The sequence below is a fragment of the Enterobacter cloacae complex sp. IR5458 genome (assembly GCF_049238025.1).
GTDB classification, from domain to species: domain Bacteria; phylum Pseudomonadota; class Gammaproteobacteria; order Enterobacterales; family Enterobacteriaceae; genus Enterobacter; species Enterobacter kobei.
Genome location: NZ_JBMKIF010000017.1, coordinates 1 through 25,578, shown reverse-complemented (window position 1 = coordinate 25,578; position 25,578 = coordinate 1). Strand labels below are relative to the sequence as shown.

The window sequence follows — 25,578 nt, the reverse complement described above, 5'->3', positions numbered from 1 at the left end:
TTTGCTTTTACAGAGCGGTCCAGGCATCAGACCATGCCAGGCCAGCGCCCGGTTCATAGTATGCCGGGGCGTTGTTACACCAGCCGCTGTACGGGAACGGTTTGCACTGGAACAGTTTACCGTGGTTGTTCACGATATCACCGGCCTTGTACTTGCTGTTCGCGCTCCACGCCGCGTAATCGCCAGACGTGCCTTCGTCCTGAGACGGTGCTGCTTTGGCTTTCACGTTCAGCAGATAAGAGGTGGTGCTGCTCAACTCACCGTCGCTCACGGTCAGGCTGATTTCAATTTGCTGAGCCGTTGCCGATTCAGGCGCCTTGAAGTTCACTACCGCTTTATCCTGACCGGTTACGGTCTGGCCGTCCTGGGAACGCCAGGTATAGGTCAGCGCGTTGCCGTCTTCATCAGTAGAGCCTTCCGCGCTCAGTGAAACCTGCGCACCGGCGTCAACTGCACCAATTGGACCCGCGATATGCGCCACTGGCGCGTGGTTCACCGCAGCAGGTTCAGCCGGGGTTTCATCCGGAACTGGCGCTGGCGCCGGCGTTTCGTCTTCTGACGGCGTAGGTGTTGGCGTTGGCGTTACCGGGGTTTCATCCGGCGTAACGGAACCGTCGTCGTTAACGATGTTCACGTTAAAGAACTTCTGCACGCACTTGCTGTAATCACCCTCTTTGAACGCGCTGAACGGCGTCTGGTAGCCGACGAGCTGGCAAGAGTAGGTTGCACCGCTTGGCGTATCCGCGCTCCATCCCCAGTCCTGCTCCCAGTAAATCTTCAGCGCGCCAGCACCGCCTTCGTCGAACTGCTTCATGTTCGCGCAGCCCAGCACTTCGTTCGCCGGAACAGGGACCTTCAGGTAGTTCGCGAACTCTTTGTAGTACTTGATACGGTTTTCAGACTGTGCAATTTCAGTTGGACCGCCGCACTCAACGCCACCGTTGATGATCTGAGTGGTCACGCCGAAGCCAGGGACCAGACCGTTGGCTTTATCGTGATCGTTCGGCTGCCATGTACCGTCGATAACCTGCAGCATGCTTGGTTTAGGCGGCTGTGGATAGGCGAAGAAGAAGATCGCACTCGCCAGGTTCAGCCAGGTATCCGCCACCAGCTCAGGTTTGTCGAGCAGCGTACGCACGTCACCGTACATCGCTTCAGAGAACGGGCCGTAGTTGTAGTTGTAGGACAACTGCTTCGCACCGCGACCGAAGTAGCTCAGGAAGTCGCCGTCTTTATCTTTACCGCACGGCCAGGTCTGACCCTGCCAGACGTCCGGGTTACATTCGCCGTTATAGCCGCCCTTCTGGCCTTCGCTCCAGCCCATCTCACGCACGTGAACCAGGGCCTGACGCCATTCGGCTTCCGGACGCCAGCTTTCGTGACCGCCCGTTTCCTGAGCAAAGTGCGCAAACATGGTTGCCAGCTCTTTACGGCAGATAGCGTCACTGTCGCGACCGTCATTGTAGGTCTTACACAGCGCCGGGAATTTACCAACCGCTTTCAGGAAGTTGCTGTAGGTGTACGCCTGCGCGCGCAGCGGGAAGAGATATTCCCAGTCGCTGGCTTTCACGATCCCTTCCACGCGTTTCACGTTCTCCGGGTTCGCCGCACGACCAGGTTCAATCAGTTCAACCTGGGCGTTGTCCAGCGTCTTAATGGTTTCCTTTACGGCATCCATCAGCGGGAAGCTGGTCAGCTCTTTCTCTTTCTTCGCCAGATCGCTGGCGTTCATGGTGTATGGTTCACTGGTGGTCGCTTGCAGCGAGGCAGCCTGCGCCATAAACGGTGCTACGCATGCGCCGGCAACGAGAACACTCAGTAACGTCCTTTTGTTCATTTCACTATTCCTGTTTATTTAAGTTAAATAATAACAATCCAGGCTTATGTATTAATCCGTTAATAAATAAACCGCAGACAGCTGTTTTCTCTTTTCGAAGAACACCCTCAGGAATTCTTCAAAAATAAAAAACTCATTCGTTTGCTGTCGCTTTCAGTTCCTGATATTTTTTCCACACTTTGTGGGCGTATATCATGCGTTGCGGATAATTTTCTTTCTTTAATCCGGCGTTATAGGCGCCGACCGCCTCCCAGTTATAGCCATACACTTTAATCATGCTGGATAAAATCGATGCGCCAACCATAATCGAGGTACAGGGTTCGGTTATTAGCCGATATTCATCTATCCCCCTGCTCTCCAGTGCCGAAAAATGTGAGCTGTTAATTTGCATCAACCCCACGTCACGCGTACCGTCATGGTTTCTGCCGACCGCATACGGGTTCATTCCCGACTCCACATTGGCAATGGCGTACAGTAAATAAGGATCGACGTGATAATAATGTGCCGCTTTATCCCAACAGTTTGCCAGCGCGCTTTGGCTGATAATCAATAATAAAAAAATTAACTTTTTCATTTTTACCTGCTGACCGTTTCGTTTATTTCTCCTTAACAACATCCTGTAAAATCATTTTTGATTTACTCCCCCCTTATACGGGGGGAGTCTTTATCAGCTCAGATTATTGGCAATCTGTCGCTGGGCCTTCTTTGACCCATACATCGCTGTTCGCTGGGTTGTCACCACGGGTCCACCATTTGGCACGGTAAACGTTGCCCTGGTAAGTAGTGGTTTCGCCGCCGTTGTACACCAGATCAGAACGCCAGTTCATCTTCACGTTGCTCGCAAGTTCCCATGCGTCCACGCCGAAGCCAGGCTGGTTGCCCTGAGTCCAGTACTTCGCTTTCCACACCAGATGGTCGAAGCTTACAGTATCGCCAGTGTTGTAGATTTTGCTGGAATCCCACGCGGCGTAGTTGCCGGCGTTGGCGTCAACCGGTGCGTCGCAGCTGCCGGTTGCAGTGCCTTCGTCAGATGGCGGAGTCACGTCATCAGCAGGTGGTGTAACTTCGTCAGACGGCGGAGTCACGTCATCAGCTGGCGGCGTCACGTCGGCTGGTTTCGGATTAACCGTTACCTGGACGTTAGACTGCACGCTGGTTTTACCATCGCCTACCACCACACTCAGGGTGTAGGAAGAGGTAGAAGCCACTTCTGGCGCAGTGATGGTCACGTTCGCGGTGTCAGTACCGGTCGCGTGCATATCTGCCGGAACGCTCCAGGTATAGGTCAGGTTATCACCGTCTGGATCCGCAGCCTGTGCATGCACAACATAGGTTTCACCCGCCTGCAGCGTCACCGCTTCCATTGGGTTCACAACCGGTGCCTGGTTAGCCTTCGGCGCCTTGTTAACAACCTGCACGTCAATCGCGTTGCTCAGGCCTTTGGCGTCGGTAACCGTCAGGCGGAACACCATGGTCTGATCGCTGGTCGCAGCCGCGACGTTGAAGGTCGCTTTCGCTTTGGTGCTGTTGGTCAGGGTGACCGATGGGCCAGAAACCTGAGTCCATTTGTAGGTAATTGCATCGCCGTCTGGATCGCTGGACGCGGAACCATCGAGCGTAACGGTTGCCGGGCCAGAAACGTTCTGGTCTGCAGAAGAGGCGATTGGCGCATGGTTGGTCACAACAGGATCAACCGGCGTAGAGCCGCCACCCAGCAGGCTTTCGTTCATGGCGTTCAGGATGTCGCCGGTATCGGAGTCAATAGACCATGCGAACAGACCGCCCAGGTTTTTCTGAAGCACGTATTTGCCTTTTGCAGCAGTAGAACGCGCGTCTTCATAGGTGATCAGGTCACCCGTCGTTTTGTTGAACACGTATGGCGCTTCTGCATCCGCGTCGTAGCCGTATTCCCAGCCTGGTTTGCCTTTGTACTCGTTAACGATCTGACGATAGTCAACCACGCCCGGTTCCCAGGTACCTTTCACCATACCGGTCGCGGTACCGGTGAACGGATTGTTACCGCTGTAGCCGTGTACACCCGTCCAGCCGCGGCCATACATGCCCGCACCGACCACGATCTTGCCAGGCTGTACGCCTTGCTGCAGCAGGGCATCAACCCCGTTTTCCGTGGTGTAGTTGGTGTCTGGTCGCCATGCTGGCGCATGCAGCGCAGCCTGGTGGCCCAGCTCGGTGTTGCTCCAGCCGCCGTAGAAGTCGTAGCTCATCAGGAAGATGTGGTCGAGGTACTGCTGAGCAGTGGTGTAGTCCACGTCTTCAATCTTATCTTTACCGGCACCGATTGCGCTGGTCAGCTCATAGGTACGGCCAGTCTGGGCAGACAGCTCGTTCAGCATCGCGCGAAGATCGTGCATCAGCGCCGTATAGGTCGCTTTATCCTGCTGCGGGTTGCCTTTCGTCTCGGTCACACCGCCGCCGCCCGGGAATTCCCAGTCGATATCCACACCGTCAAAGAATTTCCAGGTCTGCAGGAAATCTTTAACAGAGGAGACAAAGCGTGCGCGGATAGCCGGATCGCCCATGTGGAAGAACGGATCGGACAGGGTCCAGCCACCGATAGATGGCAGTACTTTCAGGTCCGGATGCGCTTTTTTCAGCGCCATCAGCTGACCAAAGTTACCTTTGTACGGGTCGTCCCAGTTGGACACGCCAGCCTGCGGTTTTTGCAGGGCAGCCCACGGGTCGTGGATCGCCACGGTAAAGTCAGGACGTCCCTGGCAGTCGCGCTGCAGCACGCCGTAGCTATTGCCGCCTTCTACGGTTTTCAGGCCGTCGTTGATGCCGTCACCGCCACAGATTGGAATGAAGCCATACAGAATGTGGTTGAGGTTCGCAGCAGGAATTTTGTCAACCGGGAAGTTACGGTCGTAAACGCCCCACTCAGGGAAGTAGGCCGCAACCACTTTATCGGTATGCTGCGCGAAGGATTTGTTGTTCTCGTGCATTGTCGTGTTCAGCGGCAGCAGATGGCTACCGTCGGTATCCGCAACGATGATCAGCTTGCTGGCGCTTTTCGTACAGCCGCTGTTGTTACAGACTTCAACCTGCTCCTGATAACGTCCGCCTTTTTTCACTTTGAACGTTGCAGAGCCCGCCGCGCCGCCGGCACCGGTCCACACGGTTTTACCGTCCAACAGCACTTTGGCTGAAGTTGGCGCATCGCCGCTCCAGACGTTCCACTCGACTTTGACATCTACGCCGTCATTATGGACTTTAACCAGACTGTTATAATCCTGAGCGGCCTGATCCACTTCAACCAGGGCAAATTTGTCATTGCCGGAACCAATGGACGGTGCGCCTGGTGCCGCTGCGAATGCGGAGCTGGTTGCCGCCGCAATAAAGAGCGCCAGATATTTAGGCTTCATAAAATTCATTTTTATTTCCTGATAAATTTATTCGTAACGTTAATACCCATGCCTTCCTTGAGAACATGGCGTGTTTCGCGTAATGCGTATTTAACCAACCTGACAACCGAGACAAAAAACGTTTTGCTGCTTTGTATTCCTCCATAAAAAGATACAAGCCCAAATTCCGTGTAGCTTATATCCTTTACGATACACTGAGCGCAAAGAGACGTCCTTCTCTTCCACCGCTGAAAAAATTTATAAAAAAGCTTGACCTGTATATTTAAAATATGAAAGCAAACTGCTGCCCAATAAACACAACTATTCCAGCAAAAGAAAGGTAAGGTCCGAAAGAAATAGTGAGGTTATTTTTATTTGAATTATTTAAAGCAAAATACCCAACGATACCGCTCAGTGCGGCTGCGAGTTCAATCGTGGGCAGAGCCTGCCAGCCGCACCAGGCACCTAATGCCGCCAGCAGCTTGAAATCACCGTATCCCAGACCTTCCCGCCCGGTAGCCAGACGAAACGCCCAGTAAAGCAACCAAAGAGACATATAGCCCGCCACCGCGCCGAGCAGCGCGTCGCGTAGCGGCAGTTGGTGATCGAACGCATGAAGCAACAGTCCCGCCCAGAGCAGCGGCTGGGTCAGGCAATCCGGGAGCAATTGATGCCGCCAGTCAATCATCGTCAGCGGGAGTAAAAAGCCGGCCAGCAGCCACAGAGAAAACAGCGCCTGAACGTCGGGCATACACCACGCCGTCAGGCCAAAAAACAGGGCGGAAACCAGCTCAACCAGAAAGATTCGCAGCGGGATAGCGGTTTTGCACTGGCTGCATCGCCCGCGCAGAAGCAGCCAGCTCACCAGCGGAATATTCTCCCAGGCCGCCAGCGCGTGCTGGCACACCGGACAGTGCGAGGACGGAAAGAGCAGATTTCCGCATCCCTCCTCTTCCCTTACCATGGCCGGCACGCGTTCGGCGACAACGCCGAGAAAACTGCCCACCATGCCGCCTAACACCGCGCTCGCGATCGCGAACCCCACCGGGTAGACGTCCCGCATCAGCGCAACGCTGTTCATGCGGTTTTACCCCACGTGAGTTGCACTTCAGCCTTCACGTCGCTGAGATGATCCACCGGCGTAAGGTTCATTTTCTGCAGCCTGACGCCGGAGGTCTGGTTAATTTCCCGCAGCCAGTTCTTTAATTCATAAACGTTCACGCGGCTGACCACGAACGATAACGTTTGTCCATCCTGATGCACATCCGTCAGGGGAAGATGGATCTCCTGGGCGCTATTTTCCACCAGCGCACGCGGGTTATTTGTTTTGGTTACCTGAACCTGCAAATGGTTTTTATCTATTTCACTGCGCATCCAGTTCAGGGTTTCTTTTTGTCTGGCCAGGGTCGAAGCACTATTTTGAATCATATTATCCAGCGGCATAACCCCGGCGTAATAGACCGCGGCCCCCAGCAGGGCGGCGGCACATATTTTTAAAATGACTTTTTCCCTGGCGCTGTAATTCTGGTAACGGGACTTAAGCTGCGCAATTCGCTGTTTCATTTATATTTCCCTGCGATCATGGCGGTATAAGGTGCTGACGTGGACACGGGCTGCAGGGTGAAATCAAATTTCTCACTGGCCTGGTTCACAAACGTCTGTAATGCGGTCTGGTTTTGTGCGCTGACGCTCAGCGTCAACGTATTCTGCCGCGCATCGTATTCCAGCAGGTCGATTTCCATTGCCGGAACGGCCTGTCGGGCTTTCTCCAGATCGTCAAACTGAAGAAAGATCCCTTTACCCTGCTTCTTCATGTTTTGACCAAAGTGGTACTTAATATTGGTCTTGTGACGCATGCTCGGGAAATGGTGTTCGTAGACCTGCTGGATCTCCTGCTGGATCTGATTTTCCTGCTGTACCAGCATCCAGGCCATCGCAATGCGCGGCCCCAGCAGCAGGCTAAGTGAGAGCAACCCTACGGCGGCCATCGCCACGTTTAACCGTCTGGCGGCTTTGCCATTGCTGGCTTTGGCGCTGAACGCCCCGTGCAGAAGCGTGACGCGGCAGGCCTGCCACTGGGGCTGAATCAGCACCAGCGGATGCTGCCAGGGCAGCACAACATCGACATCCACACCGGCAGGTGCATCACCGTAGCAGCAGACCTCACCCTCTCCGGCTTTCTGCATCAGCAGCGGCAGCAGGTTGGCCTCCATTTCACCCGCGACGTGCGGAGATAACCGCAGCCACCAGGTTTCACCTTCGGCAACCAGCGTGCTGCCGCCCGCCGTCACGGGCAGCAGCCAGGCATCCGGTAGCGCCTGCACCACCGTCAGACCCGCCTCCTGACAGCGGGTTAACCACGCCTGAAGACTGTCGGCATCGATCGCCACCGCGTCGACCTCTGCGCCCTTTTTGCTAAGCACGGTCCAGTGAAGCGTGTCCACGTCACCAATCAGCGTCTCTTCGGCCATCCACGAGAACGCCGTCGCCAGAGAAGCGACCTTTTTCGGCAACGTAAAATGGCGGAAGATCATGCTGCTGGCCGGCAACAGCAGACATACGCGCGTCGCCAGCGGATGATCCGCCAGTGCCTCCAGGCTAGCCACGGTTTCCACCTGCTGAGTGCCGGAGACACACCACATTATTTTCCCGCCCTCGAAGCTGTCGGGACGAACAAAAAGTACCTGTTTCATAGCGATCTACTTTTCTTATTCAATCATTCGGTAACGACGCTGCCACGTCACGATCTCACCGGCTTCGTTATTAACCTGAAGCTGGCTTACCACACGAAGCGTTAATTCATCGGTATTGCCGGTGTAGTTAACGCGGAAATACCGGCTATTTATTGAGAGAAGCTCTGCCACCTGCGGAAGGTCATCTTTCAGCTGCGGGAAGGTTTGCTCCAGCGCTTTGCTGAAGGTCTCCATGTTTTCCCAGCCGCTTTCAGGACGCGATTCAATCAGGCGAAGGGCGTCATCTTCAGTTAATTTCTCCGGGAACAGGGCGGCCAGTAAGGCGGCCTGCTCCGGTTTCAGGGTATTCACATCCACCTTGCTGGCGGTGTCCGGTAACGCGCACAGCAGTTTGCTTACCTTCGGATATGCCGCCGCCGGGAACGCAGGCAGCAGTTTGATCTCCGCAATGGTGCGCATCATCTGGTTAGCCGGCTGACGGGCAGGCACGACGCCTGCCCAGGCATCACTCTCGGCGCCTTCTTTGGCCGTCGTCGTGTCGCCATCGAGGTAGTCCACCAGCTGGAGGTAAACTTCTTCCGCCGTGGACTGGCTTAGCCCGCTCTGCGTCAGGATCTGCTCAACAATTCGCTCGTTGCGCGGCTTTTCCGGCACGGTAGTCTGCGCTTGCCCCTGGGCAGGCTTTTCTGCTGCCAGCAGGTTATTAACGTTGAAGCAGTCCTGGGCATCTTCGACCTGGCTTACCACCGTGTAATCTTCCCCCTGCGTTTCCAGCGGCTGCTGCCAGTCCCCTTCCGGTGACAGCGCGTTGCTCTCGCCGCTGGCGTCACTCTGCAGACGGTCTTTGACCACTTTTTCCTGGGCCTGCATCGCCCAGCGCAGCTGCTGCTGGCTGACCTGATAATGCGTTTTCTGCAGGTTGCGGCAGAACTGCTGGCTGATTTTGGCGGCCAGGGCCGACATCATCACCAGCAGGATCAACACCACCAGCAGCGCCACCCCTTTCTGTTTACGTAAGGCACTCATGGTTTCGCCTCCGGAGCAGGTTGTGGCGCGGGTTGCGGCGCAGTCCCTGCCTCTGGCGCGGCGGCAGGCGCGGCGTCTGCCCCGGTGGCAGGTGCCGGTGCAGCCACCGCAGGCAGATCGCCCGGGGTCGTGAAGACCCAGCGCCAGGTATCACCGTTTTCCATCGTCAGCGTCAGCTCAACCCCGTCCGGCAGATGCGCCGGGTCGCTCCAGCTTTTCTGCCAGCCCTGACGGTAAAAACGCCACGCCAGGGATTTCACCTCGCTGACGATCGGCACTTCGTCCGATTTAACGTCCGCCGGGCTGTCAATGACCGGCCAGACATCGCGGTAAAGACGCCCCTCTTCCAGCCGCCAGCGCACGCGTTCGAGTTGCACCGTACCGCTCACGCCGTTGAGCGTGGTCAGTTCCAGCGCATCATCGACCTGGCGGAACAGGTCCGGCTCGTTGCGCGGCGCGCGCGCCTGAAGCTGGTAAAAATCGCGCTCCATCAGGCTCCAGGCGCGCTGAAGCTGATTGAGCTTCGCCGCGCTGGCGTCGGTTGCCGAACTGGTGCGCATCGCGCCGTCCAGAATCTGCCAGGCCAGGGTGCTGATCACCGCAAAAATGGTCAGCGCAATCATGATCTCCAGCAGGGTAAATCCGCGCTGGCGTCGGGCTTTGTTCACTTGATCTCTCCCGGCGGCACAATCTGCAGCGATATCACAGGCTGGCTGTCGTCGCCTTCCGCATAAACGCTGATGGCGTTTGCCCAGCGGTTGTCCGCCGTTTTGATACGCTGTTTACGCCACGTCCAGCCGCGCCCGCCCATGGTTTCGCTTCCCCGTTCTTCGGCATCGGGAAAGTCGCTTTTAGTCAGTTGCACTTCCGCCAGCTGGTTTTCCGCCACCCAGCTGGCCTGCAGCGTATCGGCCAGGCCGTGGGTGAAACGCACGTTCAGAGACACCGAGTTCATCAGCGCCAGCGCGGCGGTGGAGAAGATGACCAGCGCCACCATGACCTCCAGCAGCGTCATCCCCGTTTGCTTTTTCTTACCGTTAGCCATCGTTTTCTACCGATACGGGCGCCGCGCCTTGCGACACCACGCGGAAATGGTGCTCTTTGTCATAGCTTTGCAGCGTCAGCGTGAAGCGGCTGATTTCGCCGTCCGGCAAAAAAAGCACCTGCGGATCGGACGTCAGCGTCGCGGCCAGGCGCTGCGGCGAGAGCGATACGTGCATCTCCTCCGGGAAATCACCTTTGGTGGTGATACGGCCCGCGGATAACGGTACCCAGCGACGCTCGCCCTCTTTATCTTCGAGCGTCACCAGCTGATAGTTATCCGTGGAGATCACCAGCCCGACGATATTTCCGTCCATCACCGCACGGTCTGAACCATAATCAACGAGGGCTTTTAATTGCTGGCCAAATATATCCGCACCGCTGCGCGAAGGTATTGTTGACACCACCATCATGGCGCAGCTGGCAAATATCACCAGCGCCAGAATAATTTCCAGCAACGTAAAGCCGCGTTGATTTTTCATTATTTCTCTTTCTTATCCAGAGACCAGTTCGTAATATCATCGGCGGTATTGGCTTCACCGTCCGGGCCAGACGAGAAGACGTCAACCGCACCGTGCTCACCCGGGCTTACGAGGAGATAATCATTGCCCCATGGGTCCTGCGGCAGACGGCGAATATAGCCATCCGCGCGGTAGCCGTTCGGGATTGGCGCGATTTCCGGCTTGGTCACCAGCGCCTGCAGGCCTTGTTCGGTTGTCGGATAACGGTGGTTATCCAGCTTATACATATCCAGCGAACCTTCGAGCGCGACAATATCGCTGGTCGCCTTTTGGGCATCCGCTTTTTCTTTATTACCCATTAAATTGGGCACCACCATACTCGCCAGTACGCCGAGAATAACAATGACCACCATTAATTCGAGCAATGTGAAGCCCGCCTGGCGAGCCAGGTTTTTACGTTTTAAAGCCATGATTTAACCTACCATATTATTAAGTTGCAGAAGCGGTTGTAATATTGACAGCACGATGAATAAAACAATCGTTGCCATGGATACCACCAGCGCCGGTTCAAATACCGACAGCGTTAACGTAATGCGATGCTGTAATCCCGATTCCTGGTTTTCCGCCGCGCGGTCCATTAAATTACCTAATTCGCCGCTCTCTTCCCCGGAGGCAATCATATACAGCATGGTCGGCGGGAAGAGTCTCGCCTGCTCCAGTGCGGCATACAGCGATGCCCCCTGGCGGACGGTATCCGCCGCCTGCTCCAGCACCTGCCGGGCGTAGAGGTTTTCGATACCGTCCATCGCGATATACATCCCCTCCAGCAGCGGCACGCTACTGGCCTGCAGAATACTCAGGGTGCGGATATAGCGGGCGCTGTTGATGGCGCAAACCAGTTTTTTTATCGGCGAACCGTTCACCAGCCAGCTGTGCCAGCGAAAGCGGTTTTTGACGTTTCTGACCCAGGCTTTGAAACCGACAATCCCCCCGCCGATGCCGCCCGCGATATAAATCCCGTAAGCCTGCAGGAAATCACTCACTGCAATCAGCGTGCGGGTGGTGATCGGCAGTTGCTGCTTCATGTGGGTGAACTGTTCGATCACCTGCGGCACCACCGCGACCAGCAGAATGCTGATGACCGCAATGGCCACTACCGTCAGGGTAATCGGGTAGACCATCGCCTGCGTCAGCTTGCTTTTCATCTTCTGACGCTGCTCGTTGTATTCGGCCAGCTTTTCCAGCACGTCGCCCAGGTGACCGGTCTTTTCGCCGGCCATCACCAGCGTGCAGTAGAGTTTGTCGAAGGTGCGCGGAAACTGGCTGAAGGCGTCAAACAGCGTATGCCCTTCCACCACCTTCTCGCGAATTTCAACCACCATCGCCGCCAGCTTTTTGTCTTCCGTCTGTTTGGAAATCGCTTTGAGCGCGCTCTCCAGCGGCAGCGCCGCGTTGACCAGCGTGGAAAGCTGGCGGGTAAACATCGACAGCACCGGCGTAGAGAGCTTTGCGCCGGTTTTCGCTTTTCCGGCAGACGCAGCCTCACGGGTTTCGTTGATGCTGACGGGCATCAGCTTTTGCTCGCGCAACATCTGGCGAACCTGCTTTTGCCCCTCAGCCTGCAGCGTGCCGCGCTGGGTTTTCCCCGCTGCATCCGTTGCCGTCCAGGCGTAGAAGGCCATTACGCATCTCCTCCACGCTCGGCGGTAACGCGCATCACCTCTTCGAGAGAGGTCACGCCGCTAATGACCTTCAGCAGGCCGTTCTCACGCAGGCTGTAGGCCTGCTTAAAGAGCTGCGTTTCAATGGACATTTCGTCTTTATCTTCATGAATGGCGCGGCGCATGGTGCTGTCCACCACCAGAAACTCATGAATACCGGCGCGCCCCTGGTAGCCGCTCTGGCGGCAGTGTTCACAGCCCACCGCGCGGTAGATGGCTTTTGGCGGCGTGTCCATAAAGCTGAACAGCGCTTTCTCATTGGCGTCCAGCGGACTGGTGGTCCGGCAGTGCGTACACAGCCGACGCACCAGACGCTGGGCAATGACACCGAGCAACGATGAACCAATTAAAAAGGATTCCAGCCCCATATCCCGCAGACGGGTGATCGCCCCCGCGGCGCTGTTGGTGTGCAGCGTAGACATGACCAGGTGACCGGTGAGCGACGCCTGCACCGCAATTTGCGCGGTTTCACCGTCACGAATTTCCCCGATCATCACCACATCCGGATCCTGACGCAGAATGGCGCGCAGTCCGCGGGCAAAGGTCATGTCCACGCGCGGGTTAACCTGCGTCTGCCCCACCCCTTCCAGTTCGTATTCAATCGGGTCTTCTACGGTCAGAATGTTGCGTTCGTGACCGTTCAGCGCCGAAAGAATGGCGTACAGGGTGGTACTTTTACCGGAGCCAGTCGGCCCGGTGACCAGGATGATGCCGTGCGGGCGATCAATCAGCCCTTTCAACTTTTCCAGCTCTTCATCAATCAGGCCAAGCTTGTTGATGTCGGGCTTCAGATTGCTTTTATCGAGCAGACGCATCACCACACGCTCGCCGTACTGCGAAGGAATGGTCGATACACGCACGTCGATTGCCTTACGGCCGATGCGCAGGGAGATACGTCCATCCTGCGGCAAACGCTTCTCGGCGATGTCGAGTTTTGACATCACCTTGATGCGCGACACCAGCAGCGGCGCGAGCTTGCGCGCTGGCTGGAGCACCGGGCGCAGCACGCCGTCGACGCGAAAACGAATGCTCAGCGTGCGCTCAAAGGTTTCGATATGAATATCCGACGCGCCATCTTTGACCGCCTCGCCAAGAATGGCGTTGATCAGGCGGATCACCGGCGAGTTTTCGTCGTTGTCGAGCAAATCCTCGTTGTCCGGGATCTCCTCAGTTAACGCCATCAGATCGATATCCGCGTCCATATCGTCCACCAGCTGCTGAGAGACGCCGCTGCTCTGCTGCCAGATTTTCGCCAGCAGCTCGTCAAAGGCCTCTGGCGTCAGAGTCACCGGGACGAACGTGCGTCCCAGCACCCGGCGCACTTCCAGCAGCGCAAATGCCGGGGTGTCTTCACGGATAAAGACGTCATTGTTGTAAAATAAAACGCCGTTATCTTTTGCATAGCTGCTGCTACACAGGGTTTTACTCAGTTCGTCCACGTTGCCCCTCCGCCTTACTGTTTAAACGGGTTGCGCGTTGCGGCTGCGCTGGTTTTCACCGGCACCGCGTCGGCAGAAGGCGCGGACGGATATGCTGGCATCACCGGGTTATTGCTGTTCGTTACGATGCCCAGCTTTTTCTCCTCCATGCGCTGCTGCTGGCGAGCACGGATCTGGTCATATTTCTCTTTCGACGCCGCACTGTAGTTGTCGTCGTCGCGCAGCACCGTGGTGTGGATGAACACCATCAGGTTACGTTTAGAAGTATCCTCAGAGGTGTAGCGGAACAGCTGGCCCACCAGCGGAATATCGCCCAGCAGCGGCACCTTGGAGACGGTCTCTTTGGTGACGTTTTCCATCAGACCGCCCAACACCACGGTCTGGCCGCTGTGTACCATCACTTCGTTGTTGATGGTACGGGTGTTGAAGGTTGGGCCGAGGCTGGCGTCTTCAGTCGCGTTAGCGTCAACGCTGGAGACTTCCTGTTCAATCTTCAGATGAATCATGTCGCCGTCGTTAATCTGCGGCACGATTTTCAGCTTGGTCCCCACCGTCTTACGCTCAACAGAGTTAAAGACGTTGTCGCCACTGGTCGTTTGCGAACCGGACAGTACCGGCACATCCTGACCGACGTTAAACGACGCTTCTTTGTTATCCAGCGTCACCACGCTTGGCGTAGAAAGAATGTCGTTCTTGGACCCGGTGGAGAGCGCAGTCATCAGCGCACCAAAATCACCGTTAAAGAAGCCGGTTGCCAGACCGGTATACGACAACCCTTTCATCGTGCCATTTTTGACCTGCCCGATTGGCAGGCCGGTGGATCCGAACTGGACGCCGCCGTGCTTGCTGGTCCACTGCACACCCAGATCCATGCCGTTACCGTCCTGTACTTCCGCAATGATGGCTTCCACCAGCACCTGCGGACGGCGGATATCGAGCTTGTCGATCACCTTCTCCAGGGAGTTCATCACGTTAGGCTGCGCGGTGATCACCAGAGAGTTGGTTGACTCGTCGGCGGTAATATTCAGATCGCTGGACGCGGCGGCGGTTTTCGCCTTTGGCGCGCCCGCTTTGTCTTTCAGCTGTTCGCCAATCCCGGTCAGCACCGGCACCACCTTGGTGGCGCTGGCGTATTTGAGATAGAACACGCGGGTATTACCTTCGTTGTTCTGCTCGCGATCCAGCTCATGAATCAGAGAGCGGGTGCGGGTGCGCGCCGCTTCCGAGCCGCTGATCACCAGGCTGTTGGTCTCGTCATCCGCAACCACTTTCGTGGCCAGCTGCGGTGCGTTCTGCCCTTTCTGCTCTTCGTTGTTGAGGTTGTTCAACATGTCTGAGAGCTCTTTGGCAGAGGCAAAGCGCAGCGGCACAATTTCACGGCGCTGAACACCGTCTTTATCCACGCGCTGAACCAGATCCACCAGGCGGTTCACCACCGAGGCTTTACCGGTTAACAGCAGCACGTTGGACGGCTCAAAGTGAACCACGTTACCGATGCCGGTTGCGTCGTTGAGCTGGCGCAACAGCGGAGCAAGCTCGCGTACTGGCACATTTTCCATGCGCACGACGCGGGTGATGATTTCATCCCCTTTGCCCGGGTTGCTGCTGTCCGCCAGCGGCGCCCCGGCGGTGCGGGCGACGCTTGAACGCACCACTTTGACCATGCCGTTGTCCATCGGGATCACCGACAGGCCGTACAGGTCCAGCACGCTCAGGAAGAACTGGTAATACTCATCTTCCGTCAGCACGTTATAGGTTCTTACGGATACCGTGCCCTGAACGGACGGATCGACAAGAATGGTTTTATTAAGATTGCGGCCTACCGTATCGATAAACTCCCGAATATCGGTATTTTTAAAGCTCGCGCTAAAGTTCGCCGCGAACAGCGAACCTGAATATAACGACAATGCGGTCAGCGCCACGCACGCCCAAGGAAATTTCTTCATGGCTGTACACTTGTTAATTGTTTAGAACATTAATCCGAATATTTTCAAGGTGAGCGTGACGTCTGACGACGACCTCCGCTTCTTTCATTTTCGACCAGTTGGCAATAATATTTTTTGCCTTTGCTTCATCGGTCATATCGACAGAGTTTACTTTTACCGCCACATCCCCCTTTTCCAGTCCTGAATGACTGAAGAAGGCGGAGGCGTTCCTTGGATTAATGTTGTAGCCTTCCAGCTGGCCTTTTTCGATCAGAGGTTTTAACACCAGATAATCATCCAGATGCACGCTTTCCGCGCCTGCATCCTTCGTCGATTTCGTCACCGGGCCGCTGTCAACGCCGCCCTTAAAATAATCCGGCTTATTTAATGCGAGTACCTGCGTAGCACCTTCATAATTAACCACCACATTATCTTTATTAATTTCCTGAACAAACGCGTCGGTAAAACCGGTCAACGGCTCGCCCTCCCGGTAGCTTCTCGCCCCTCCGGGGGTTTTAATGACGGCGAAGGAGAGCCAGGCATCATCACTGCGCACGATACCTTCGATCTCCGCTGCCAGCGGCGCTTTTGCCGCTATCTCGACGTTATCCTGGCGAACAGCAGCCGTGAAAAGCGTGAAGGATTTTTCTTCGCGACGTTTTTTCAGCGGCTGCACATCAGAATTAGCCAACTTATTTGTAACTTTTTTATAATCTTTAAACGTCAGATACCCTTGTTGGCCGCAAAATAGCAACAGCGCAAACATAATACAGGGGGTTATCCACCGTGACAGAAATGAGAACCTCATTTTTCATCTGGCCTATAGCAAAGCGAAAATAAGCAGCGTCGTGCTGCGCTAACATGTGAGGAAATAGTAATGAGCTGCTGTAAATTCGACCACTGACTTTGCCGTTAACTTTCATAAAGAAAAATATTGACCGTATAAAATCCAGATGTTAGGCATCGTCCAGTGGATATTTTTACCCTGTGTGTAAATTGACCACACCCTGGCGTTGCTTTACTTTCTCGTCCTGTTGCTATTCCCAATCAGAGACGGTAAGTCGTTATGTATCAGAAGCACTTTAATTTTAAAAATCCGCCCTTTCGGAAGATCGTCCGCTCAAACGGCGATTTTCTGGTGCCTTATCATCAGGATGTTTTCAACCTGCTGAAGGAGAAAACCCAACAGGCGGGAATTATCGGGCTCTTTTCCGACGATGCCCCTCTGCTGGGGCAGTTCAGTGACGCCCTCAAATCTGCCCACCCCGACGTGCTTGCTATTAATGCGTTTCCAAAACTGAGTGCCAGTAGCCTGCTGTACAAGCTCAGCCCGGGAACCAAAGAGAACAAGAACCGGATTCAGGCGGTGGATGCCGTACTGCACCAGTGGCAGGCGGAAAAAAACCGGGCGAAGATACTGATCGTTAGCCATTGCGAGGCGATGAAAGAGAGCTGTCACGAGGTGCTGGCGATGCTACTCACCCGTGCCCAGGAGCTGGCGTTTCGCCTGTCGGTGGTGCTGACGGGCGCGGCGGATCGGGACGTTGTTCTGATGCAGCAATCTGAACTGCGTGAATATGCGCACACCCGCCACACTTTGCGTCCCCTTACCTGCCGGGAATATCTCAGCTATGTACAGGCGCAGTGTGAAGAACACGGGTGCGAGAGCGCACCGTTATCCCCGGCACGCGTGCGTAAAATGCATGTGCTGACCAAGGGGAATATCAGCAAACTGAATGAACTGTCGCATCTGTCGATGCTGGCTGCCTGGACCGAACGTGCAGCCCAGGTCAGCCCGCGTCATTTACGGCTGGCGGCAGGTGAGATCCTCCCGGCGAAAAAACACGGTAAGCGCCTGGCAACCGTGGGGCTTTTTGCCTCAGTGCTGTTCGCCGCCTGCGGCTGGTATTTAACGTCGTCGATCGCCGGAAAACTTCCGGTTCAACTCCCGGTACCCGTCAGCTGGAAACAGCAGGCGCCAAAAGTTGAGGCACCGGTGGTGCCGGTTATCGACAACGAAATGGTTAATCAGCCGGATGCCATGCACCAGCTCTACCTGATGTGGGGGTATGACGCCTCGGCGGATGATGCCCTGTGCCAGAACGCCGCGAAGGTGAACCTGATGTGTAAACAAGGGAATGCTTCACCCGATGCGCTGGCCCAGGAGGGGTATCCGTGGGTGAGCGAGCTGAAAACCGGCGATCATCTTAACTATGCCGTGGTCGCCCGCGTCGGAGATACGTCACTCGACCTGCTGATGAATAACCGTACCTGGCAGGTAAGCCACCGCTGGTTTAACCAGCATGCGACCGGCAACTTTACCCAGTTGCACCGCCTGACGCCGGAAGGTAAAGAGGCTATCAGTGCTGCCAGCGACACGAAAGACATGGGCTGGCTTGACCAGCAGTTGAGCCTGGCGCTTGGCCAGCCAGAAACCCATTCGCAGACCTGGACGGCGGAGATGATGAAACGCACCCGCGAATTCCAGCAAAAAATGCATCTGCATGTGGATGGCATTCCTGGCGAAGATACGTTGATGCAGTTGATGCGTGAAACCCATACCGCGCCGAGCGTACTGCTCCAGACCACGCATGCCACACCCGACGCCAACACGCAGGAGAAGCATTCCTAATGTCTACCATCTGTCTTGCGGCTCAGCGCAGTTACACCACCGGCGAGGCGGTCTGGTTTTCATACCGCCTCCCCCGTCTGAGAAACATCGTTAGCCATGCCTTTTTAGGGATGGTGGCTCTGTGCGCCATGATCATGGCAGGGCTGTACGCACATGTTTACTGGAACCTGCGCCATCCGGCGCCGGAACCGGAACCGGTCAAAGCAAGCGCCGCGAAACCGGAAACGCAGCTTTCAGATATGCACTATGTGTATGTGAGCAAGCCGTTCCCGCATCCCCATCCGCATCCGCAGCCAAAACCGGCTCCGGTGCAGGCGGATGTTCCTGCCATGCAGGATCTGCCCATCAACAGCGATGATGCCGACTGGCAGCAGGCACCTGATGGTGACGTGCCCCATGATACTTCCCGGGATACGTTACCCGGAACCGAAGCACACGAAGCCGCCTCCGCCAGCACAGGCAATGATGACGCTTCTATAAGCGAGTTACTTAAGCAGGCGTTAAAAGAACAAGAGCAAGATTATTCGCAAGGCAAAATTCCCGCGCCGCCGGTTGACGAAACGCAGGATAATTCGCAGAGGGATGTGAATCATAAAGTGGATGCCCGGTCCCCTTTGAGTGAGAAAGGAGACCGGCTGGAGTAGTTAATATTTTTCAGGCAAGGCTGTCAGGTTAAGGAGTCTTCCCTTTTCCACAACAATATATTGACCTTTTTTCAGATCGGAAAGAATTTTAATGATGGTGCTACGAGCCAGGTTGGTGTACTCCTGAATATAATCATAAACGTTAATATCGCGTTGCTGATGAACAATCAGGTCATTGATCTCGTATAAAAACTCACGTACGACTGAATACGCACTGCGGGCAACCAGAACATCGTCACGTTTGCTCAACATACAAATATACCAGGAGAGAACTTTGGTCAGTTGAGGCCACAAATTGTTATCCGTCATAAGCTGTGCGAAGGTCTCTTTTTTAATTGAGCGCACCACGGTATTGGCCCGAACGAGGCCGTACATATGGGTCGCGTCGTAGTACATCGAAGAGAGACCAAAAATGCACTGGCCGGTAACCGTGAACATACACAGTTCGTCGGATTCACGTCGGAATTCAACTTCACCGCTGACGATAATATGAATATATTGTGAATCAGAGGTGGATATTTTCTGCCATTTCTTTAAGGTTTTCTCTTCAAAACCTGAGGTTGCAGAAATAATACTATTCATTTCGTCCTGTGGACGTAACTTTTTACCGTAAATGCTTAACATTGTTATACCCGATTTAAGATGTTAATTTTTAGAATGCAGACCAAAGCATAAAAACCTTAGCCTTAGAATATTTTTCCTGATGATGCGCTCAAGGAGAAAAATAAAAAATGGATACGATATATTTATCTGCTGCATTAATTAGCAAGCTATGTGTCTATCTTAAATGCGGATAATTTTAAGTCAATTAACTAAAAATGAATTGAGTTTGTACCTAAGATTAATCTCAAGTAAATCAGGAGTAATTGGCGCTTTCGGGGGTATCCGAAGGATTACCCCTGCCCGTATTTCTCTAAAAGCGCTTCAGCAATGGCCATCGTTTCGACATCTGCGACGCCGTTCCACAGGTCAGGCCTGAAGTGCATCTGGAAGACCATGATGATACGTTTTTGCTGCGCTGGGGTGCTGTTGGCCGGCACGTCATAGCCGTAGCGCGCAAGCAAATCGAGTAACGCTGCGGTATCCACCGCCTGAAAGCGTGGTCGTCCGTTGATATAAAATGCCACGCGCGCGGGATCGGGCCATGCGCCTATCCCCTGCTGAGCCAGCTGTCGCCATGGGAACAACGGACCGGGATCGTCTTTGCGCTGCGGCGCAATGTCCGAATGGGCCACCACGTTCTCAGGTCTGATGTCGTAGCGGGCAATGATGTCTTTGGCGAGTGGCACCAGCGCCGCAATCTGCGCGGGTTCGAAAGGCGTAAAACGCTTTACGCCAGCAGACGTTTGCCAGCCACGATTTTCAAGTTCAATGCCCACAGACGTATCATTAATTCGGTTGGTACCGCGCCAGAAGCTGATACCAGCATGCCAGGCCAGTTCGCTCTCGGGTACCAGTTGCCAGATACGCGGCTTGCCGTCCGGTGCTGGCGGGTTTGCGGGGATCAAATAATGAGAGCTGACGTTTTTATCGGTTAGGGTCGCCAGCGACGTGTCAAAATCATCGGCGGTGTAGTGGATCACCAGCACCTTTATTCGCGGGTAGGCCGCCTGCGCCTGATGACGGGTATCCAGCTCGTACGCGCCTTTATCAACAATGCCCTTTTCCGAGGTACATCCTGCCAGCAACAGCGCCAGCAGGAGAGTGGAGAGCGAACGCTTCATCGACGGGTTTTCACCGCCGTTCCACTGACGCTCACCATCAGCATGCTGGCATCTTTCCCGACCGTTTCGTAGTCGATATCAATGCCGACAACCGCATCCGCACCCAGCGCCTTGGCCTGCTCGCCCAGCTCCTTAAAGGCAATTTCTCGCGCTTTACGCAGCTCTTTTTCGTAGGCACCGGATCGTCCACCCACGATGTCACGGATGCCAGCAAAAAAGTCGCGGAAGATATTAGCACCGAGAATTGCTTCCCCGGTCACCACGCCGCAATACTCGGTTATTGTTTGCCCTTCCAGGGTTGGTGTTGTTGAAAACTGCATAGTTTCTCTCCTTCTTTAGCGTTCAATGCCTTAGGCACAGCATTATCGGTTCGTTACGCTATGATTGAAAGGATAGTTAATAAATAAGGAAATCAACATGCGCTACTCTGCTTTAACACTTTTGGTGCCCTGCGCGCTGGTGCTCAGCGCCTGTACCACCACGGTCACGCCAGCCTTTAAGGATATTGGTACCCGCAGCGGCCCCTGCATTGACGGCGGCCCGGACACCGTGGCGCAGCAGTTCTATGATTACCGCATTCAGCACCGCAGCAACGATCTCACCGGCCTGCGCCCTTACCTGAGTGACGGTCTGGCAAAACTGCTCAACGACGCCACCCGCGATCCGCAGCATAATACCCTGCTTAAATCCGATCCGTTCTCCAGCCGTACCACGCTGCCGGACAGTGCGGAAGTGGCCAGCGCTTCTACCATTCCCAACACCGATGCGCGAAACATTCCGCTGCGCGTCAAGCTGACCCAGGGGACCCAGTCCTGGCAGGATGAGGTACTGATGATCCGTGAAGGTCAGTGCTGGGCTGTCGACGACGTACGCTACATTGGCGGCAGCGTTCATGCCCCGGCAGGCACGCTGCGCCAGTCGATTGAGAACCGCTAAACCATCAGTTATAAAAATGTTACCCCCGTAAAATGTCCGGCATTTCTCGCGGAATGCCGACATTTATACTCGCCGCCTTTGCCCTTCGCTATTTTGTGCTATGTTTAAGAGTAAATACGGGTTATATTTAACTTTTAACGCAGAAATATTGCATAACTATTCTGTCAACGGTACTATCTGCGGCCTCAATTGCTATAGATTGCCTGGATGAGTAAAGACTGCCCCGATGAGTATTAAACTAAACGGCATTAACTGCTTCTACGGCGCACACCAGGCGCTGTTTGACATCACGCTGAACTGCCCGGAAGGCGAAACGCTGGTTTTGCTTGGCCCAAGCGGTGCAGGTAAAAGCTCCCTTCTGCGTGTCCTTAATCTGCTTGAAATGCCCCGTTCAGGTACGCTGGTGATTGCTGGTAACCATTTTGATTTCGCGAAAACGCCGTCTGATAAAGCGATTCGCGAGCTGCGTCAAAACGTCGGCATGGTCTTCCAGCAATACAATCTCTGGCCGCATCTAACGGTGCTGCAAAACCTGATTGAAGCCCCGTGTCGCGTGCTGGGGTTAAGTAAGGATCAGGCCATCGGCCGTGCCGAAAAGCTGCTGGAGCGTCTGCGCCTTAAGCCTTACAGTGACCGTTATCCGCTGCATCTTTCGGGTGGTCAGCAGCAGCGTGTGGCGATTGCCCGTGCGTTGATGATGGAACCGGCGGTTTTGCTGTTTGATGAACCGACCGCGGCGCTGGACCCGGAAATCACCGCTCAGATCGTCAGCATTATTCGTGAGCTGGCGGAAACCAATATCACGCAAGTCATCGTTACCCACGAAGTGGAAGTGGCGCGTAAAACCGCCAGCCGTGTGGTCTACATGGAAAATGGGTATATCGTTGAGCAAGGTGATGCGAGCTGCTTCGCTAACCCGCAAACCGATGCCTTCAAAAACTATTTATCTCATTGATTGTGTCAGGGGAAATATAATGAAAAAAGTATTACTTGCCGTGCTGCTTGCTGGCGTTACCCTTTCCGCTACCGCAGCCCAGACCATTCGTTTTGCCACGGAAGCGTCTTACCCTCCGTTTGAGTCCATTGATGCAAACAACAAAATTGTTGGCTTTGACGTAGACCTGGCAAACGCCCTGTGTAAAGAGATCGATGCGACCTGCACTTTCAGCAACCAGGCGTTTGACAGCCTGATCCCAAGCCTGAAGTTCCGCCGTATCGATGCCGTCATGGCCGGTATGGACATCACCCCTGAGCGTGAAAAGCAGGTGCTGTTTACGACCCCTTACTACGACAACTCGGCGCTGTTCATTGGTCAGAAAGGGAAATTCACCTCTGTTGATCAGCTGAAAGGCAAAAAAGTGGGCGTGCAGAACGGCACCACGCACCAGAAATTCATCATGGATAAGCATCCGGAAATCACCACCGTTCCGTATGACAGCTACCAGAACGCGAAGCTGGATCTGCAAAATGGTCGTATTGACGGCGTCTTTGGCGACACCGCGGTCGTGACCGAGTGGCTGAAAGCGAACGATAAACTGGCGCCAGTAGGCGACAAAGTGACCGATAAGGACTACTTCGGTACCGGTCTGGGGATTGCCGTTCGTCAGGGCAACACTGAGCTGCAGCAGAAGTTCAACGCTGCGCTGGAAAAAGTGAAGAAAGACGGCACCTACGAAACCATCTACAAAAAATGGTTCCAGAAGTAATTCCTGATGAATGAAATTTTTCCTTTAGCAAGCGCCGCCGGGATGACCGTCGGCCTTGCCGTTTGCGCACTGATTATCGGCCTGGTGCTGGCGATGTTCTTTGCGGTGTGGGAGTCCGCGAAATGGTTCCCCGTCGCCTGGACAGGCTCCGCGCTGGTCACTGTGCTGCGTGGACTACCGGAAATTCTGGTGGTCCTGTTTATCTATTTCGGCTCCTCGCAGCTGCTGCTTACGCTGTCGGATGGCTTCACTGTCAATCTTGGCTTTGCGCAGATCCCGGTGCAAATGCAGATTGAAAACTTCGACGTCAGCCCGTTCCTGTGCGGCGTGATTGCCCTCTCCCTGCTCTACTCGGCGTACGCGTCGCAAACCCTGCGTGGTGCGCTGAAAGCCGTGCCGCAGGGGCAGTGGGAGTCGGGTCAGGCGTTGGGTATGTCGAAATCAGCGATCTTCTTCCGTCTGGTCATGCCGCAGATGTGGCGCCATGCCCTGCCGGGCCTTGGTAACCAGTGGCTGGTGCTGCTGAAAGATACCGCGCTGGTGAGCCTGATCAGCGTTAACGATTTGATGCTGCAAACCAAAAGCATCGCCACCCGTACCCAGGAGCCTTTTACCTGGTACATTGTGGCGGCGGCGATCTACCTGGTGATCACGTTGCTCAGTCAGTACATCCTCAAGCGTATTGACCTGCGGGCGACGCGCTTTGAACGGAGACCAGGCTGATGCTTGAATATTTCCCGGAGCTCATGAAAGGGCTGCACACCAGCCTGACGCTGACCGTGGCGTCCATTATCGTGGCGCTGATCCTGGCGATCATCTTCACCATCGTCCTGACGCTGAAAACGCCGGTACTGGTATGGATTGTGCGCGGCTACATCACCCTGTTTACCGGTACGCCGCTGCTGGTGCAGATCTTCCTGATTTACTACGGCCCGGGACAGTTCCCGTCGCTGCAGGAATATCCGGTTATCTGGCATCTGCTCTCTGAGCCGTGGCTGTGCGCCCTGATAGCCCTTTCCCTGAACAGCGCGGCCTATACCACCCAGCTGTTCTACGGCGCGATTCGTGCCATCCCGGAAGGGCAATGGCAGTCCTGCGGGGCGCTCGGCATGAGCAAGAAAGACACGCTGGCGATCCTGCTGCCGTACGCCTTTAAGCGTGCGCTCTCCTCTTACTCCAACGAAGTGGTGCTGGTGTTCAAGAGTACCTCTCTGGCCTATACCATCACCCTGATGGAAGTGATGGGCCACGGACAGCTGCTGTATGGACGCACCTATGACGTGATGGTCTTCGGCGCGGCGGGCGTGGTGTATCTGGTCGTGAACGGCCTGTTGACGCTGATGATGCGCCTGATTGAGCGTAAAGCTTTAGCGTTTGAGCGCAGATCGTAGGCCAGGTAAGCGCAGCGCCACCCGGCAAGAAGTGCATAAATGTGATTAATCAATGCGGATAACTTTCTGGTTATCCGCTTTTTTTTGCTATAAAGATAATATTTAATCGTTTTTATTGCATATAAATTCATTAACTGGCATTGTACATCCAGGCCGCAGACACGGCGCATCAATAAGACAGACGGGAGCATTACCATGAAAAAGTTAGTTCTGGCCGCATTACTGGCAACGTTCGCCGCAGGCGCATCCGCAGCGGATAAAATCAATTTTGGCGTGTCCGCCACCTATCCGCCGTTTGAATCGCTGGATGCCAGCAACCAGATCGTCGGTTTCGATATCGACCTGGCGAAAGCGCTGTGCAAACAGATGCAGGCCGACTGCACCTTTACCAACCACGCCTTTGACAGTCTGATCCCGTCGCTGAAGTTCAAAAAATACGATGCGGTGATCTCCGGAATGGACATCACCCCAGAGCGCAGCAAGCAGGTAGCGTTCACCGACCCGTACTACGCCAACTCGGCGGTAGTGATTGCGAAGAAAGGGGCGTATAAGTCCTTCGACGAGCTGAAAGGCAAACGCATCGGGATGGAAAACGGCACCACGCACCAGAAATACCTGCAGGACAAACATCCTGAAGTGAAAACCGTGGCCTATGACAGCTATCAGAATGCGATTATCGACCTGAAAAATGGCCGTATTGATGGCGTCTTCGGCGATACCGCCGTGGTCAACGAGTGGCTGAAAACCAACCCGCAGCTGGGCACGGCGACCGAGAAAGTGACCGATCCACAGTACTTCGGTACCGGCCTCGGCATCGCGGTACGTCCGGATAACAAAGCCTTGCTTGCAAAACTGAACGGCGCGCTGAAAGCGATTAAAGCTGACGGTACGTACCAGAAAATCAGCGAGCAGTGGTTCCCGCAGTAAGGTGTTTTGCCGGGTGACGGCTTCGCCTTACCCGGCCTACGAGGGGGGTTTTGTAGGCCGGATAAGCGCAGTGTATGACCGGATACATAGGTGACAGATCAGACCGGGAACAT

The 25,578-nt window shown here is 54.9% G+C and carries 26 protein-coding genes; 8 read left to right on the top strand and 18 right to left on the bottom strand.

What is annotated here, in order from left to right; all coding sequences use genetic code 11:
• Positions 1–7 precede the first annotated feature (7 nt).
• From ACOTYN_RS14790 to gspC, 15 genes are all read right to left on the bottom strand, one after another.
• Complete coding sequence (locus ACOTYN_RS14790) at positions 8–1,837, bottom strand: glycoside hydrolase family 19 protein (protein WP_059372790.1); 1,830 nt, start codon at positions 1,835–1,837, stop codon at positions 8–10.
• 133 nt (positions 1,838–1,970) lie between these two features.
• Positions 1,971–2,411 carry a type III secretion system invasion protein IagB gene (iagB, locus tag ACOTYN_RS14785; RefSeq protein ID WP_014883183.1) on the bottom strand — a complete coding sequence of 147 codons (441 nt, stop codon included), beginning with the start codon at positions 2,409–2,411 and terminating at the stop codon, positions 1,971–1,973.
• Between the two features lie 103 nt (positions 2,412–2,514).
• Positions 2,515–5,229: a glycosyl hydrolase family 18 protein gene (locus tag ACOTYN_RS14780; RefSeq protein WP_071922434.1), complete on the bottom strand. Its 2,715-nt coding sequence runs from the start codon at positions 5,227–5,229 to the stop codon at positions 2,515–2,517.
• A 253-nt stretch (positions 5,230–5,482) separates the two neighbouring features.
• Positions 5,483–6,280: a prepilin peptidase gene (locus ACOTYN_RS14775; RefSeq protein ID WP_023336994.1), complete on the bottom strand. Its 798-nt coding sequence runs from the start codon at positions 6,278–6,280 to the stop codon at positions 5,483–5,485.
• Positions 6,277–6,762, bottom strand: coding sequence for a type II secretion system protein GspM (gspM, locus tag ACOTYN_RS14770; protein ID WP_014883180.1), 486 nt, complete (start codon positions 6,760–6,762; stop codon positions 6,277–6,279). The genes ACOTYN_RS14775 and gspM overlap by 4 nt, the downstream gene beginning before the upstream one ends.
• The gene (gene gspL, locus ACOTYN_RS14765) at positions 6,759–7,892 is read right to left on the bottom strand and encodes a type II secretion system protein GspL (protein ID WP_023338197.1); all 1,134 of its coding nucleotides are present in this window, start codon (positions 7,890–7,892) and stop codon (positions 6,759–6,761) included. The genes gspM and gspL overlap by 4 nt, the downstream gene beginning before the upstream one ends.
• A 15-nt stretch (positions 7,893–7,907) precedes the next feature.
• Positions 7,908–8,918 carry a type II secretion system minor pseudopilin GspK gene (gspK, locus tag ACOTYN_RS14760; protein WP_023332516.1) on the bottom strand — a complete coding sequence of 337 codons (1,011 nt, stop codon included), beginning with the start codon at positions 8,916–8,918 and terminating at the stop codon, positions 7,908–7,910.
• Positions 8,915–9,586, bottom strand: a complete 672-nt coding sequence (gene gspJ / locus ACOTYN_RS14755; protein ID WP_332958170.1) for a type II secretion system minor pseudopilin GspJ — start codon at positions 9,584–9,586, stop codon at positions 8,915–8,917. Before gspJ ends, gspK begins: the two co-directional genes overlap by 4 nt.
• On the bottom strand, positions 9,583–9,963 hold the full coding sequence (gene gspI, locus ACOTYN_RS14750; RefSeq protein ID WP_023332514.1) for a type II secretion system minor pseudopilin GspI: 381 nt from the start codon (positions 9,961–9,963) through the stop codon (positions 9,583–9,585). Before gspI ends, gspJ begins: the two co-directional genes overlap by 4 nt.
• The gene (gene gspH, locus ACOTYN_RS14745; protein WP_071922436.1) at positions 9,956–10,441 is read right to left on the bottom strand and encodes a type II secretion system minor pseudopilin GspH; all 486 of its coding nucleotides are present in this window, start codon (positions 10,439–10,441) and stop codon (positions 9,956–9,958) included. Before gspH ends, gspI begins: the two co-directional genes overlap by 8 nt.
• Positions 10,441–10,890, bottom strand: a complete 450-nt coding sequence (gene gspG, locus ACOTYN_RS14740) for a type II secretion system major pseudopilin GspG (RefSeq protein WP_014883174.1) — start codon at positions 10,888–10,890, stop codon at positions 10,441–10,443. Before gspG ends, gspH begins: the two co-directional genes overlap by 1 nt.
• A gap of 3 nt (positions 10,891–10,893) precedes the next feature.
• On the bottom strand, positions 10,894–12,102 hold the full coding sequence (gene gspF, locus ACOTYN_RS14735; RefSeq protein WP_014883173.1) for a type II secretion system inner membrane protein GspF: 1,209 nt from the start codon (positions 12,100–12,102) through the stop codon (positions 10,894–10,896).
• Positions 12,102–13,580, bottom strand: coding sequence for a type II secretion system ATPase GspE (gspE, locus tag ACOTYN_RS14730; RefSeq protein ID WP_014883172.1), 1,479 nt, complete (start codon positions 13,578–13,580; stop codon positions 12,102–12,104). Before gspE ends, gspF begins: the two co-directional genes overlap by 1 nt.
• Before the next feature lie 14 nt (positions 13,581–13,594).
• Positions 13,595–15,526: a type II secretion system secretin GspD gene (gene gspD / locus ACOTYN_RS14725; RefSeq protein ID WP_014883171.1), complete on the bottom strand. Its 1,932-nt coding sequence runs from the start codon at positions 15,524–15,526 to the stop codon at positions 13,595–13,597.
• A 13-nt stretch (positions 15,527–15,539) separates the two neighbouring features.
• The gene (gene gspC / locus ACOTYN_RS14720) at positions 15,540–16,271 is read right to left on the bottom strand and encodes a type II secretion system protein GspC (RefSeq protein ID WP_014883170.1); all 732 of its coding nucleotides are present in this window, start codon (positions 16,269–16,271) and stop codon (positions 15,540–15,542) included.
• A gap of 300 nt (positions 16,272–16,571) precedes the next feature.
• On the opposite strand from gspC, the gene ACOTYN_RS14715 reads away from it, so the two are divergent.
• Complete coding sequence (locus ACOTYN_RS14715; protein WP_071922438.1) at positions 16,572–18,137, top strand: ExeA family protein; 1,566 nt, start codon at positions 16,572–16,574, stop codon at positions 18,135–18,137.
• Positions 18,137–18,781: a hypothetical protein gene (locus tag ACOTYN_RS14710; protein ID WP_071922439.1), complete on the top strand. Its 645-nt coding sequence runs from the start codon at positions 18,137–18,139 to the stop codon at positions 18,779–18,781. The genes ACOTYN_RS14715 and ACOTYN_RS14710 overlap by 1 nt, the downstream gene beginning before the upstream one ends.
• Here the strand turns inward: ACOTYN_RS14710 and ACOTYN_RS14705 are convergent, their stop codons facing one another.
• From ACOTYN_RS14705 to ACOTYN_RS14695, 3 genes are all read right to left on the bottom strand, one after another.
• Positions 18,782–19,405, bottom strand: a complete 624-nt coding sequence (locus tag ACOTYN_RS14705; protein ID WP_014883167.1) for a helix-turn-helix domain-containing protein — start codon at positions 19,403–19,405, stop codon at positions 18,782–18,784.
• A 269-nt stretch (positions 19,406–19,674) separates the two neighbouring features.
• Positions 19,675–20,505 (bottom strand): N-acetylmuramoyl-L-alanine amidase, encoded by an 831-nt coding sequence (locus tag ACOTYN_RS14700; protein WP_071922440.1) that lies wholly within the window; start codon positions 20,503–20,505, stop codon positions 19,675–19,677.
• Entirely contained in the window at positions 20,502–20,825 is a 324-nt protein-coding gene (locus ACOTYN_RS14695) for a heavy metal-binding domain-containing protein (RefSeq protein ID WP_023332507.1), read from the bottom strand. Before ACOTYN_RS14695 ends, ACOTYN_RS14700 begins: the two co-directional genes overlap by 4 nt.
• Positions 20,826–20,922: 97 nt before the next feature.
• Here ACOTYN_RS14695 and ACOTYN_RS14690 point away from each other — a divergent pair, with 97 nt between their 5' ends.
• From ACOTYN_RS14690 to artJ, 6 genes are all read left to right on the top strand, one after another.
• A complete protein-coding gene (locus ACOTYN_RS14690) occupies positions 20,923–21,441 on the top strand; it encodes a lipoprotein (RefSeq protein WP_014883164.1) in 519 nt (172 codons plus the stop codon).
• Positions 21,442–21,667: 226 nt separating this feature from the next.
• Complete coding sequence (artP, locus tag ACOTYN_RS14685; RefSeq protein ID WP_071922441.1) at positions 21,668–22,396, top strand: arginine ABC transporter ATP-binding protein ArtP; 729 nt, start codon at positions 21,668–21,670, stop codon at positions 22,394–22,396.
• A gap of 19 nt (positions 22,397–22,415) precedes the next feature.
• A complete protein-coding gene (gene artI / locus ACOTYN_RS14680) occupies positions 22,416–23,147 on the top strand; it encodes an arginine ABC transporter substrate-binding protein ArtI (RefSeq protein ID WP_008500032.1) in 732 nt (243 codons plus the stop codon).
• Between the two features lie 6 nt (positions 23,148–23,153).
• Positions 23,154–23,870: an arginine ABC transporter permease ArtQ gene (gene artQ / locus ACOTYN_RS14675; RefSeq protein WP_014883162.1), complete on the top strand. Its 717-nt coding sequence runs from the start codon at positions 23,154–23,156 to the stop codon at positions 23,868–23,870.
• Positions 23,870–24,538 (top strand): arginine ABC transporter permease ArtM, encoded by a 669-nt coding sequence (artM, locus tag ACOTYN_RS14670; RefSeq protein WP_071922442.1) that lies wholly within the window; start codon positions 23,870–23,872, stop codon positions 24,536–24,538. The genes artQ and artM overlap by 1 nt, the downstream gene beginning before the upstream one ends.
• 195 nt (positions 24,539–24,733) lie before the next feature.
• The gene (gene artJ, locus ACOTYN_RS14665; RefSeq protein WP_014883160.1) at positions 24,734–25,465 is read left to right on the top strand and encodes an arginine ABC transporter substrate-binding protein ArtJ; all 732 of its coding nucleotides are present in this window, start codon (positions 24,734–24,736) and stop codon (positions 25,463–25,465) included.
• Positions 25,466–25,578: the final 113 nt, after the last annotated feature.

Excerpts from the sequence above, each read along its gene's own strand:
- ACOTYN_RS14790 (WP_059372790.1), bottom strand. The coding sequence starts at position 1,837 with ATGAACAAAAGGACGTTACTGAGTGTTCTCGTTGCCGGCGCATGCGTA.
- iagB (WP_014883183.1), bottom strand. The coding sequence starts at position 2,411 with ATGAAAAAGTTAATTTTTTTATTATTGATTATCAGCCAAAGCGCGCTG.
- ACOTYN_RS14780 (WP_071922434.1), bottom strand. The coding sequence starts at position 5,229 with ATGAATTTTATGAAGCCTAAATATCTGGCGCTCTTTATTGCGGCGGCA.
- ACOTYN_RS14775 (WP_023336994.1), bottom strand. The coding sequence starts at position 6,280 with ATGAACAGCGTTGCGCTGATGCGGGACGTCTACCCGGTGGGGTTCGCG.
- gspM (WP_014883180.1), bottom strand. The coding sequence starts at position 6,762 with ATGAAACAGCGAATTGCGCAGCTTAAGTCCCGTTACCAGAATTACAGC.
- gspL (WP_023338197.1), bottom strand. The coding sequence starts at position 7,892 with ATGAAACAGGTACTTTTTGTTCGTCCCGACAGCTTCGAGGGCGGGAAA.
- gspK (WP_023332516.1), bottom strand. The coding sequence starts at position 8,918 with ATGAGTGCCTTACGTAAACAGAAAGGGGTGGCGCTGCTGGTGGTGTTG.
- gspI (WP_023332514.1), bottom strand. The coding sequence starts at position 9,963 with ATGGCTAACGGTAAGAAAAAGCAAACGGGGATGACGCTGCTGGAGGTC.
- gspH (WP_071922436.1), bottom strand. The coding sequence starts at position 10,441 with ATGAAAAATCAACGCGGCTTTACGTTGCTGGAAATTATTCTGGCGCTG.
- gspG (WP_014883174.1), bottom strand. The coding sequence starts at position 10,890 with ATGGCTTTAAAACGTAAAAACCTGGCTCGCCAGGCGGGCTTCACATTG.
- gspF (WP_014883173.1), bottom strand. The coding sequence starts at position 12,102 with ATGGCCTTCTACGCCTGGACGGCAACGGATGCAGCGGGGAAAACCCAG.
- gspD (WP_014883171.1), bottom strand. The coding sequence starts at position 15,526 with ATGAAGAAATTTCCTTGGGCGTGCGTGGCGCTGACCGCATTGTCGTTA.
- gspC (WP_014883170.1), bottom strand. The coding sequence starts at position 16,271 with ATGTTTGCGCTGTTGCTATTTTGCGGCCAACAAGGGTATCTGACGTTT.
- ACOTYN_RS14715 (WP_071922438.1), top strand. The coding sequence starts at position 16,572 with ATGTATCAGAAGCACTTTAATTTTAAAAATCCGCCCTTTCGGAAGATC.
- ACOTYN_RS14710 (WP_071922439.1), top strand. The coding sequence starts at position 18,137 with ATGTCTACCATCTGTCTTGCGGCTCAGCGCAGTTACACCACCGGCGAG.
- ACOTYN_RS14705 (WP_014883167.1), bottom strand. The coding sequence starts at position 19,405 with ATGTTAAGCATTTACGGTAAAAAGTTACGTCCACAGGACGAAATGAAT.
- ACOTYN_RS14700 (WP_071922440.1), bottom strand. The coding sequence starts at position 20,505 with ATGAAGCGTTCGCTCTCCACTCTCCTGCTGGCGCTGTTGCTGGCAGGA.
- ACOTYN_RS14695 (WP_023332507.1), bottom strand. The coding sequence starts at position 20,825 with ATGCAGTTTTCAACAACACCAACCCTGGAAGGGCAAACAATAACCGAG.
- ACOTYN_RS14690 (WP_014883164.1), top strand. The coding sequence starts at position 20,923 with ATGCGCTACTCTGCTTTAACACTTTTGGTGCCCTGCGCGCTGGTGCTC.
- artP (WP_071922441.1), top strand. The coding sequence starts at position 21,668 with ATGAGTATTAAACTAAACGGCATTAACTGCTTCTACGGCGCACACCAG.
- artI (WP_008500032.1), top strand. The coding sequence starts at position 22,416 with ATGAAAAAAGTATTACTTGCCGTGCTGCTTGCTGGCGTTACCCTTTCC.
- artQ (WP_014883162.1), top strand. The coding sequence starts at position 23,154 with ATGAATGAAATTTTTCCTTTAGCAAGCGCCGCCGGGATGACCGTCGGC.
- artM (WP_071922442.1), top strand. The coding sequence starts at position 23,870 with ATGCTTGAATATTTCCCGGAGCTCATGAAAGGGCTGCACACCAGCCTG.
- artJ (WP_014883160.1), top strand. The coding sequence starts at position 24,734 with ATGAAAAAGTTAGTTCTGGCCGCATTACTGGCAACGTTCGCCGCAGGC.